This is a genomic window from Serratia sp. CY47444 (assembly GCF_052168635.1).
Classification (GTDB): domain Bacteria; phylum Pseudomonadota; class Gammaproteobacteria; order Enterobacterales; family Enterobacteriaceae; genus Serratia; species Serratia bockelmannii.
In genome coordinates this window covers 130,866-142,855 of the sequence record NZ_JBJNMH010000012.1, presented here as the reverse complement: position 1 = coordinate 142,855, position 11,990 = coordinate 130,866, and the positions used below count along the sequence as shown (strand labels likewise).

The 11,990-nt window shown below is 45.6% G+C and carries 6 protein-coding genes; 4 read left to right on the top strand and 2 right to left on the bottom strand.

Annotated elements, in window-relative coordinates:
* Positions 1-11 precede the first annotated feature (11 nt).
* Both ACJ8IL_RS16460 and ACJ8IL_RS16455 read left to right on the top strand, forming a co-directional pair.
* Positions 12-350 carry a colicin E1 family microcin immunity protein gene (locus tag ACJ8IL_RS16460; RefSeq protein WP_033645080.1) on the top strand — a complete coding sequence of 113 codons (339 nt, stop codon included), beginning with the start codon at positions 12-14 and terminating at the stop codon, positions 348-350.
* 1,280 nt (positions 351-1,630) lie between these two features.
* A complete protein-coding gene (locus tag ACJ8IL_RS16455; protein WP_240275331.1) occupies positions 1,631-7,507 on the top strand; it encodes a DUF3320 domain-containing protein in 5,877 nt (1,958 codons plus the stop codon).
* A 226-nt stretch (positions 7,508-7,733) separates the two neighbouring features.
* Here ACJ8IL_RS16455 and ACJ8IL_RS16450 read toward each other — a convergent pair whose 3' ends face one another.
* Positions 7,734-9,194: a TrkH family potassium uptake protein gene (locus tag ACJ8IL_RS16450; RefSeq protein ID WP_442516672.1), complete on the bottom strand. Its 1,461-nt coding sequence runs from the start codon at positions 9,192-9,194 to the stop codon at positions 7,734-7,736.
* A 344-nt stretch (positions 9,195-9,538) separates the two neighbouring features.
* On the bottom strand, positions 9,539-10,237 hold the full coding sequence (gene arsH / locus ACJ8IL_RS16445; RefSeq protein ID WP_076741155.1) for an arsenical resistance protein ArsH: 699 nt from the start codon (positions 10,235-10,237) through the stop codon (positions 9,539-9,541).
* A gap of 86 nt (positions 10,238-10,323) precedes the next feature.
* Between arsH and ACJ8IL_RS16440 the strand changes: the two genes are divergently transcribed.
* Positions 10,324-10,644 carry a transcriptional regulator gene (locus ACJ8IL_RS16440; RefSeq protein WP_076741156.1) on the top strand — a complete coding sequence of 107 codons (321 nt, stop codon included), beginning with the start codon at positions 10,324-10,326 and terminating at the stop codon, positions 10,642-10,644.
* A gap of 44 nt (positions 10,645-10,688) precedes the next feature.
* Positions 10,689-11,978 (top strand): arsenic transporter, encoded by a 1,290-nt coding sequence (locus ACJ8IL_RS16435; RefSeq protein WP_076741157.1) that lies wholly within the window; start codon positions 10,689-10,691, stop codon positions 11,976-11,978.
* The last annotated feature ends 12 nt before the right edge of the window (positions 11,979-11,990 follow it).

The window sequence follows — 11,990 nt, the reverse complement described above, 5'->3', positions numbered from 1 at the left end:
GGGAGGCGCAAATGACCAAAGCGTATTATTGGAAAAGTCAGGTGTGGGGCGTGACTTACTTTTTTATCGCGCTTTATTACATCTATTCTTTCCAGGACATGGTGAATATCGCACTTTCGTTGATCCTCTCCATCCTGAGCTTTTTACTGTATCCCTGTGCTAAAAAAGGCACTGAAATGGCCGCCCTGCAGTTCACGAGTGAAGAATTTTGGCACCGCGGACTGTTCGCCGATACCATAGGCAAAAATGGCGTGCTGATCCTGTATTATGCATTCTGTTATGTCATGGCCCTGCCGCTGGGCGCCCTGTATCTGCTTGCCCTGTTTCTCAGAAATAAAAAGGCCGCGTAAGCGGTTTTTACGTCAACGGCTTACTGCCTCATAGTCCTTCTTCATGAACGTTTCTTCTACCCACGCAAGCTGCGCTATCACAAAGCGAAAGAAGCAAACTTACTCTACCGGAGCCGACAATCACAGAGGAGATTGGGAGATATTGATTGGCGGAAGATCACAGGAGTGAAAAAACAATCACAACACATTGTTTATTAACAAATTACACATATGGACCATGTAATAATATACACTCACCTATACACAGAAATCACCAATCTACTCTAGGGTATAGATTTAAATAGACGCTCAACCCGCTGCAGAAATGATTTATAGGAAAACTGTACACCCTGTTCACTTTTTGTTTTTATTATTTAATTTCATATAGTTACGTCATTTGCAGTCATCTCATCAGTGTGCACTACTGCTCATTTACAGATGAACAGCCTGAACATACGCGCAAAAACAGGCTTGAACGATTGGGTAACACGCTAGTTTCGTGATAACAGCTACCCCACAACCGATATGGTTTCATGAGGTACTATATTTATTCTAATAATATTTCCAATGAGCTAGATGGAGCAATAATGGCGTCTTAATCGACATTATCGGGCAAGTAATTATCTCGCGGTGAAACACTTCGACTATGCGCCCTCTTCTGACTTCCCTTAGTACTGATTGCAGAAGTTACATACTCGTATCTGTGGTGATCCAAATATCATCAGGCTCATGAGGCTCTGATAGCTAGATAATGAAAATAATAATAAAAATCAATCAATTATCAGGTCGATGTTTTTATGGGTCTGACTGCCCTAGACAGATGTTTGTTCCCCTAAGCGTGCTATCAAGATATGTTTTTCCGTCGACTATTTAGCGCCAAATTAGACGTGGCTAATTTTGTCTGTAAATCGTTCTATTTGTTGAAAAAATATTCCAATAAAATCAGTAAATTAATGCTTTTCAATTATCACACCAATAAATCCCAATTGACATTTTTGCTTTAATATCAATAAAATAGAAGAAAAAAGACTTTCATTCCATAGCAAACGCAGCTGCATCTATAGATTAGTAACGCTTTATACTTTATGGTATCAATAGGCTAAGACTATTCTTATGGCGTTATTCTTGACGGTGGATTTTACATATAGTTGCTTTTTATTTTGCATTAATATCCAGCTATTGGATTTTGTGCTATGCGGTTTTGATTTTTGTCGTAGCAACTTCCCCCCTTTGCCTGTTTAAAAGAATGACACCTTTAATAAATTGAATATTAACAGTTTTCCAGCACAAGAGGCGCTATTATGAGCATCACGGCGCAGGTAAGTATCGCGCAAAAATTGGGCTTCACCTCCCACCAGAATGCTGTTCCGATGTTACGTGAGCTTGTCTTGCATAACGAATCCGATCAAACCTACCAAAATCTAACGTTGCACCTGCAAACAGCGCCGTCGGTGCTGGAAGCAAAGCAATGGAATATTGACTGCCTGCTGCCTGGTTCATCGATTGATATTCGTGAGCGAGATGTAAGGCTCAATGCGGAATGGCTGGCTGAACTTACTGAAAGTGTGATTTGCGAAGTCACGTTAACTTTGCGGCAAAGTGACAAAGAGCTCTTCACGCTTCATTATCCTCTCGAGGCTTTAGCGAAGAATGAATGGGGTGGCAATGCAATGTCCGAACTGCTGCCCTCTTTCATTATGCCGAATGATCCTGCTGTAGATCGCCTTATCAAAGCTACATCTGATGTCTTGCGCAGTGCTGGGAAAAAAGATGCGTTGGATGGCTATGAAAGTAAATCCCGAACGCGCGTGTGGGAAATGGCTTCTGCACTATGGACAGCTGTTTGTAACCTGAATATCAGCTATGCACTCCCCCCCGCCAGTTTTGAGCGGAACGGTCAGAAAATTCGCACACCTGGTGCAATTCTAGAAGGTAAAGTCGCTACCTGCCTAGATACAACGCTATTATTTGCCTCTACCCTGGAGCAAATGGGGCTCAATGCTCTGGTAATCCTTAGCGAAGGGCATGCTTTCGCTGGTTTCTGGCTTCAACCGCAAGAGTTTGCACAACTAGTTACTGACGACGTATCTTCTGTCCGTAAACGTGTTGATTTAAAAGAAATGGTAGTGTTTGAAACTACGTTGGTTACTAAAGCACAGCCTCCTTCCTTTACTCAAGCTTTCGAGGAAGCTTTAAAGCATCTTACTGAAGAGGAGTTTCACGCAGCCATTGATACCCGTCGCGCACGTATGCAAAAGATTCGCCCTCTGGCTCTGGGGAGCACTCGCTTAGAAAGTCGGTTAGATTCAGAACCGAATGTTCGACATGGCTTTGAAGATGCACCAGTACTTCCTTCTTTTGAACTTGACATAGAGATGGAAGGTACGAAAGATGCCGCTGGCCGTCTCGTACAGTGGCAACGTAAACTACTCGATTTGACGACCCGTAACCGCTTATTGCATTTACCAGACAGTGCTAAAAGTATTCGACTGATATGCGCTAATCCCGGTTACCTAGAAGACAAACTGGCAGAGGGAAAACGAATCCGTATTGTCTCATTACCTGACCTCGAGTTGGGGGGGCGTGATGCGGAATTATATCGCCAGCAAACAAATGCAGACCTCCGGGAGGAGTATGCCCAACAGGCTTTGGAGCGTGGTGAAGTTGTATCACCTCTCGAAAAAGAACGCCTGGAATCATCACTTATTGATCTGTATCGAAAGTCAAAAAGCGACTTGGAAGAAGGGGGAGCCAATACCCTGTTTCTTGCAATTGGTTTCTTGAAATGGAAAAAATCAGCTGAAGATACAAGAAATTACTTAGCTCCCCTTATTCTATTACCGATTCAGCTAGACCGAAAAAGTGTAGTTTCTGGTGTGACTATGCGTTTGCTGGAAGAAGAGCCGCGCTTTAACCTTACCTTACTCGAGTTATTGCACAATGACTTTGCACTGACTATCAACGGCCTTGATGGCGAGTTACCTACAGATGAAAGTGGCATCGATGTAGATGGTATCTGGAATGTGGTACGTCGCGCTGTACGTGATATGCCAGGTTTTGAGGTTACTCGTGACGTCGTGATTGGTACTTTCTCCTTTGCAAAATATTTGATGTGGAAAGACCTCATCGATAGAGCACCGCAACTGATGCAAAGTTCTCTAGTAAAATACCTTATCGAGCGGGGTCAAGAAAATGTTGCCCTTGAGACGAACGGGGAGATAATTGAGGTCAATAGACTTGATGATGCTATAAGCACTCAAGAGCTTTTCCTGCCATTACCCGCAGACTCCTCGCAAATTGCCGCTGTGGTAGCTTCTGCAAAAGGTCGCGATTTTGTTTTGGATGGACCTCCGGGCACCGGTAAGTCTCAGACAATTGCCAACATGATTGCACATAATCTGGCCCTAGGAAGACGTGTATTGTTCGTTGCCGAGAAAAAAGCGGCCCTTGATGTGGTCTATCGCAGACTTGAAGCTCAAGGATTGGGCGAATTTTGTCTGGAATTACATTCCAGTAAAACGTCAAAGATGGATTTTCTCAAACAGCTGGAACGAGCATGGGATGCCCGCGATATGCTCACGACCAGTGAATGGGAAGAAGAAGCTAGCAAAGTTCAACGACTACGTGACAAGTTAAATGAGGTTGTCCGTCTATTGCATCAGCGATGGCCAAATGGACTGACACTTCATCAAGCAATGGGACGAGTCATCAGAGATGCCAGTATAGTCACACCTCAATTCACATGGGTTACAGGCACATTGCATACCTCTGAACAAATGACAGAATTCAGAGAAATCGCCAAACGTCTTGATCTCAATCGAAATGCCTTTAAGCAACATCACCTGCATTTTGGGAGCATAAACCAGACTGACTGGACTAATGGATGGCAATCGTTGCTTATTGCTGAAGCTCTGACCATTCCGGATAACATTAAGCACCTAGAAAATGCTGCAGGAGACCTAATTAAAGCAACAGGAATCATTTTAGAATCAAATGAACCTGATAAACTTGTTCAACTGGCATCTCTTTGCGATTCATTGTCAAAAGCAGCAGGTACTGATCTGAGCTTTATGTTCGCTCCAGATGTTGTTAGTAGAATTGAAGCTACGAAAATGGCAATCAGCCTTCTCAAAGAGATCGAATTAGCCAAATCAAAATTGTCTGTTACTTATCCAGGAAATAACTGGCAAAGTTTAAATGTTCTCCAGGTCAGAAACTCTCTTGCAGAGGCTGATAAGAAATTTTGGTTTTTTGCAACTCATGCCCGTAAGAAAGTTATTTTCGAGGTGGTCCGGCAACATTTACTTAATGCTACTCCCGATTTATCCGTTGACCTTCCTATTATTGAAAAGCTTCAAATTCTATCTCAGAGATTGTCAGAGAGCATACCTTTGACTTCGACTATGCCGGGATGGCGTGGTCTTGACACTGACTATTCCGTCTTACAGAACACCCTCGACTTGGCCGACACCATTCGCAGTGCATTAAGTAGATTTGCTTCATCACCTCAGCAACTTGCAGAGCTTCGCTCCACAGTTAAAACGTTATTGATTGATGCTAATGACTTACTGGGTTCTCAGGGCATTATTGCAACGCTTACCCAGAATCTGCTCGCCTCCGTGTCAGCTTTCAATGAAGCCAAAGCAAGATTCTGTAATCTGATTAAAACGTTAGAACATGACTTGGAGATCGCAACCCTTCGCGATTGCGCATTGGGCATCGTGAACCATCAATCATCTCTGAAAGCCTGGAGTGACTGGAGCCGAGTTCGCGAAGAAGCCGTTGGGGAAGGCTTATTGCCACTGGTCAATGCGATTATCCAACTTGACCCAAGTGATATCAGTGCGGTGGAGTTATTTGAGACAGCTTATTGCCGCTGGTTTGCTTCGTGGGTGATTGACTCAGAACCTCTGCTGCATAATTTTGTACCCGCAGAACATATGAGTGATATTGATGCGTACCGCATTCACACTGACCGCCTTGCCAGGCTCTCGGTTCGCTATATTCGTGCACGATTGTGCGGTGTGATACCTGCAAAAAATGAAGTCAGTAAGCAAGGGGGCTTTGCTCTGCTCAAACATGAATTGCAGAAATCACGGCGTCATAAGCCAGTTCGCCAAATGGCTGCTGAAATGGGCGATGCTATGTCGAAGCTAGCTCCTTGCATGCTAATGAGCCCACTCTCTGTTGCTCAGTTCTTGCCCTCAGAGCAGGCGTTGTTTGATCTAGTGATTTTTGATGAGGCATCACAGATAGCTCCTTGGGATGCGATTGGTACAATGGCCCGCGGTAAACAAGTTGTTATTGCAGGTGATCCTCGACAAATGCCACCAACCAGTTTCTTCAACCGTGCGGCTAATGATACCGATGAAACTGAAGAAGATATGGAAAGCATTCTTGATGAATGTCTGGCTGCAGGCCTGTATAACCACAGTCTGAGTTGGCATTATCGTAGCCGCCATGAAAGTTTGATTGCATTCTCCAATCATCAGTATTACGACGGTAATCTGATCACCTTCCCCTCATCTAAAACCAAACAAAGTTCCGTTCAGTGGCGCAAAGTAATAGGGACCTATTCTAAAGGTAAGGGACGCCATAACCAGGCCGAAGCAGAGGCAATTGTCTCTGAAACAGTGAAACGTCTGAAGGATAAAAAATTTATCGCATCTGGTAAATCTATTGGCATTATTACTCTCAATACGGAACAGCAGAAACTGATTAATGATCTATTAGACCGCGCCAGACAAATACATCCTGAAATTGAGCCATTCTTCCAACCTGAACTGGAAGAGCCTGTCGTAGTTAAAAATCTTGAAACAGTCCAAGGGGATGAACGAGATCTGATTATGCTTGGTATTGGATATGGCCCTACAGAGCCGGGCGCTAATACCATGTCGATGAATTTCGGACCACTGAACCGAAATGGGGGCTGGCGCCGTCTTAATGTTGCTGTTACACGCGCACGTCAGGAAATGATGGTGTTTAGCTCTTTTGAGCCTTCCTTTATAGATCTCAATCGTACAAGCGCTCGAGCCGTTGCTGACCTGAAGCATTTTATTGAATTTGCTCAGCGCGGCCCGATAGCTCTGGCACAAGCAGTTCGCGGCTCGGTAGGAAGTTATGACTCTCCGTTTGAGGAGGCCGTAGCAAATGGCCTAAGAAGAAAAGGATGGCAAGTTGTTCCACAGATTGGCGTATCACGGTTTCGTATTGATTTGGGTATCGTGCATCCGGATAAACCGGGAGACTATTTAGTGGGGATTGAATGTGATGGTGCTACCTATCATAGTGCAGCCACTGCTCGTGACCGTGATAAAGTTCGTAGTACGATTCTGCAGGGGCTAGGCTGGAAACTGCTTCGACTATGGTCAACAGAATGGTGGGTTGATAAAGAAGGCGCACTAGAAAGGCTAGATATGGCGATTAATGGTCTGTTGGAGGAATCCAGAACTGCGGAAGAAAAAATCGCAGATAAAGATGAGCTGGATCAACCAATCACTATAGAAAATAGTAGTGCAGACGTAACTGATGAGCAGGGATATATTCAGGTTGTTAATGATGAAGAAAGATCTGTTTCTGGTAAGCATATTAAACCCATTATCCATCCAGTATCAGCGGAAGATGATGCAGAGGATCCATTGCCAGAACTGAAATATGCTTATTCTGCGACATTAGAAACCGCTCAAGTTGGAAAAACATGTAAGTATGTTATAAATGAATTGAAGGAGTGGCAGGGAAAAATTGATCCAGAGAGATTCTATATCGCAGAGTACGATGAAACGCTAAAAATACTCATCGCAGAGGTGATTAATCTTGAGTCCCCTCTTCTAGATAAAACGCTAGTACAGCGCATAGCGCGTGTACATGGCTTTAGCCGTGCAGGTAGATTGATTCGAGAGCGTGTTATGGAGGTTGTTGACCAAAACTATCATGTAGCGACGGATCATTTTGGTGAAGATTTTATCTGGTTATCAGAAGCTCAAAGAGCGGACTGGAATGCCTTCCGTTTACCTTCAACCGATGCCGATGTTCGCCAGGTTGATGCAATACCAAGTGAAGAATTGCGCGCATTGGCTTTGAGTATTGAAGGTGAAAACAAGGTCTCGGAAATGGCAAAGTCACTAGGTATTAAGCGTCTGACAAGTCAGGCAAGACAAAGATTAGAATCGATTATTTAAAAAATGAAATGGCCATCTTTGGTGCCCAAACCTTAGATGGCCAATTTATATCATTGAATTACATCCTTGCTCATAGAATAGCCTCACAGCCAGTCACCGGCATTATCCATCCACGTAAAGCCACGCCAGATAATCATATAACCTCAACGAAAACACTCTTTACGAAAAAGACTTTACCATGATAAGCATTAGAGTTATTGGGATATATAACTCAATCTCACTACAATCAGAAACGCCAAAAATTCCGCGAGCAAAGGATAAGCATTGGATATATCTCAAGACGCCCAAGTAACATCGCGGCACACATTAGCCACTTGGCCGCATCGCTCATCGTTCCAAATCCGGCAGCAGTTTCACCGTATCCCAACCCCATGTTGTTAATGCAGGCAGCAACAGTGGCGAATGAAGTGATCATGTCATACCCCATCAGGTTAAGCAGCCAGATAAAGAAACAACTGAATAAGATATAGAGGAAGAAAAAACTCCATACTGAACGCAAAACCCTATCTTGGATCGGTACATTGCCTACCTTAATGGTGAAAATTGCATTAGGGTGTACTAGTTGATTGATTTCATGCCTACTTTGCTTATACATGATCAAAAAGCGCAGTGCTTTTATCCCTCCACATGTTGAACCGACGCAGCCGCCAAAAAAGCTGGCTGCCAGCAATAACATGATGGTATGTGAAGGCATCTTAGCGTAGTCGGCAGTGGCTAGGCCATTGTCTGTCATCATTGAACTAGTAAGAAAAAAACCGTGCACAAAGGAATCTTTCACACCGTACATACCGGAACGATAAAGCTCAATACACACGATCACTGCAATAATAGATAGTACCAGTAAGAAGAAACGCAGTTCCGTATTACGATATAGGGGCTTCAAGCTTCGGCGACCAACGACAACGAAATATAGGGTAAAGTTTATAGCAGCCAAGATAGAAAAAATGCCTCCGACCATTTCTACCGCAGAGCTATCGAAATAGCCCAAGCTCTCGTTACGAGTGGAAAAGCCTCCCAACGAAACAGTTGAAAGGCCATGACAGAGTGCGTCAAACCATGGCATACCAGCCATTCGGTATGCAAAGGTACAAGCTAACCCCAACCCGAGATAGATCAACCATAGATTTTTCGACGTATCAGCCAAGCGAGGCGTCAATCGCTCTTCTTTGAATGGGCCAGGCATTTCTGATTGGTAAAGTTTGGCGCCACCGATCCCCAGCAACGGCAATACAGCCACAGCAAGAACAATAACGCCAAGACCTCCAATAAAATTGAGTTGAGAACGGTAATAGAGAAAGGACTTTGGTACGCCCGATACATCGTTAAGCACTGAAGCCCCCGTAGTCGTGATACCGGATACCCCTTCAAAAATCGCATCGGCCAAACTAATGTTCAGAGTGTTATCGAACCACAATGGCAAAGCACTTATAAGAGAGAACAGTAACCAGAACATTACGATAATCAGAAAACCATCTTGGGTGCGTAGCTGCACTTTCGCTTGCCGAGTAGTGAACCACCCCAAGGCACCAGAAATGCCAGCGATCGCCAACGTATAGAAAAAGGAAAATACGCTCTTTTCTTTATACAATAGCGCTACTGCCAGTGGTGGGATCATTGACAGACTATAAAGAAGAACCAAAAAGCTACAAAGATGAATGACGACTAAAATCTGTTTGGTTTTAACCATACTATGTCCAAATTACCTGCCGCAGTGAACCCGCCTATGTTAAGTGCATAAGGATACGACAGATACAAAAATCTATCCCTCAGTACTGGCATGATTGTTACCAATTATTGGTATAGCTGTCTGATGCAGCAGACCTACGTAAAATTATTTTCTATCTTCCCTCCTACCAACGAGTTCAAGTCCATCAATTCGAGCCACGCGCATTTACCCCTAATAAAGTAGCTGATGATGCTAACGTGTATTAGCTCAGACTCGAGCTGGCATTGTCACAGCATAGAGCTTAGCCTAAGCCAACAAGTCAGCTCGGTGCAAAAGCAGACGTTTTGAGCTCAATAAGAAAGAGGTTATATTTTGTCCTGATTGACGCGGGATGAAAGCTCCTGATGGCTCTCCTTTCGTTCACTGTAGCGATCGGCCAGGTAACCTGTTTTCCCCTTGAGCAGCAGCGTGAGTTTAAACAACTCCTCGGCGACATCGACGATACGATCATACCAGGACGAAGGTTTCATCCGCCCGTTCTCATCGAATTCCTGCCAAGCTTTGGCTACTGAAGATTGGTTGGGGATAGTGAACATCCTCATCCAGCGTCCAAGAATACGCATTTGGTTCAAGGCATTAAAAGACTGCGAGCCGCCACAAACCTGCATCACCGCAAGAGTTTTGCCCTGTGAAGGACGAACCGCACCTTCACTTAAGGGGATCCAGTCGATCTGTGCTTTCATCACCGCACTCATTGCCCCATGCCGCTCAGGAGAACTCCACACCATTCCATCACACCATCTGACCAGTCCGCGCAGTTCGGTGACTTTAGGGTGCGTTTCCGGAGCATCATCCGGCAGGGGTAAACCTGAGGGGTTAAACAGTCTGACCTCCGCCCCCATCGCCGTCAGTAGGCGACCCGCTTCTTCTGCTGCAAAACGACTGTAAGAACGTTCTCTTACCGAGCCATACAGAATCAGAATGCGTGGCGGTTCCTGGAGCTGCAGGCGTTCAGCAATCAGCTGATCGAAGCAATCAGCGTTCAGTGCAGGAAAGTGTTCCATTATTACTCCTCCGGGAGATTCTGGTGATTTCAAAATGAATACATATGATTTATCATATGTGTATTCTAAAGGGAACGGAGTAAAAAATGCTACGGCCTGTTCAGCTTTTTAAAATCCTATCGGATGAAACCCGCCTCGCCATTGTCATGCTTCTCCGGGAGTCCGGCGAACTGTGCGTATGCGATATATGCGCGGCCACCACTGAGTCACAACCCAAAATTTCTCGCCACATGGCTATTCTGCGCGAAGCTGAGCTGGTGCTTGACCGTCGGGAAGGCAAATGGATTCACTACCGCCTATCACCCCACATGCCGGCGTGGGCGGCTGATACGATCACGACGTCCTGGCAGTGTATGAGAGAAGATGTGGATGAATGGTTGTCAAAATCAGCATGCACATCATGTTGAAAATGTTTATCACATACATATAACCATATACAAAGGAACCTGAAATGATTTTGGCAGGGAGTATCTTTATACTGACGCTGGTTCTGGTCATCTGGCAACCGAGAGGCCTCAGCATTGGCTGGAGCGCAAGTATCGGAGCCGTACTAGCTCTGGGTACAGGGGTTATCCACATTCATGATATCCCCGTAGTCTGGAATATCGTCTGGAACGCAACAGCGGCATTCATTGCGGTGATCATCATCAGCCTGCTGCTCGATGAGTCCGGTTTCTTTGAATGGGCCGCGTTGCATGTTTCCCGATGGGGTAATGGGCGCGGCCGCCTGCTGTTTACCTGGATAGTAATGCTTGGCGCTGCTGTTGCTGCGCTGTTTGCTAACGACGGTGCAGCACTGATACTGACGCCGATTGTGATTGCGATGCTGCTCGCACTGGGGTTCAGTCAGGCGACGACTCTGGCCTTTGTCATGGCTGCAGGATTCATCGCTGATACCGCCAGCCTGCCGCTGATAGTTTCCAACCTGGTAAATATTGTCTCGGCAGATTTCTTCAACCTGGGCTTTACACAGTACGCCTCCGTGATGGTCCCTGTGAACCTGGCGGCCATAGCTGCCACGCTGGTTATGCTCCATCTCTTCTTCCGCCGCGATATCCCAGCCAGATATGACGTTTCACTGCTCAAGATGCCTGCCAGTGCGATTAAAGATCCTGAGACGTTCAGGGCGGGCTGGATTGTTCTGCTGTTCCTGCTGGTCGGTTTCTTTGTTCTGGAGCCGCTGGGGATCCCTGTAAGCGCGATAGCAGCAGTTGGGGCTGCGGTGCTTTTCGTGGTAGCAAAGCGTGGCCGTGCCATTAATACCGGGAAGGTGCTGCGCGGGGCGCCCTGGCAGATCGTGATTTTCTCGCTGGGTATGTATCTGGTCGTCTACGGCCTGCGTAACGCAGGACTCACTGAGTATCTTTCTGCCGTACTCAATATGTTGGCAGACAAAGGCTTATGGGTTGCCACGTTCGGTACCGGCTTCCTGACTGCGTTCATGTCGTCTGTGATGAACAATATGCCAACGGTGCTTATTGGTGCATTGTCAATTGACGGGAGTGCTGCGACCGGCATCGTCAGAGAGGCGATGATTTATGCCAATGTGATTGGCTGCGATTTAGGTCCTAAAATCACCCCGATAGGTAGTCTGGCAACCTTACTATGGCTTCATGTGTTGGCACAAAAAAACATGACCATCACCTGGGGATATTACTTCCGCACCGGCATAATCATGACCCTGCCTGTGCTTTTCGTCACTCTGGCCGCGCTGGTATGGCGGCTCTCTGTCACTTTGTAATGAGATATTGAT

Excerpts from the sequence above, each read along its gene's own strand:
- arsH (WP_076741155.1), bottom strand. The coding sequence starts at position 10,237 with ATGGAACACTTTCCTGCACTGAACGCTGATTGCTTCGATCAGCTGATT.
- ACJ8IL_RS16460 (WP_033645080.1), top strand. The coding sequence starts at position 12 with ATGACCAAAGCGTATTATTGGAAAAGTCAGGTGTGGGGCGTGACTTAC.
- ACJ8IL_RS16435 (WP_076741157.1), top strand. The coding sequence starts at position 10,689 with ATGATTTTGGCAGGGAGTATCTTTATACTGACGCTGGTTCTGGTCATC.
- ACJ8IL_RS16450 (WP_442516672.1), bottom strand. The coding sequence starts at position 9,194 with ATGGTTAAAACCAAACAGATTTTAGTCGTCATTCATCTTTGTAGCTTT.
- ACJ8IL_RS16455 (WP_240275331.1), top strand. The coding sequence starts at position 1,631 with ATGAGCATCACGGCGCAGGTAAGTATCGCGCAAAAATTGGGCTTCACC.
- ACJ8IL_RS16440 (WP_076741156.1), top strand. The coding sequence starts at position 10,324 with ATGCTACGGCCTGTTCAGCTTTTTAAAATCCTATCGGATGAAACCCGC.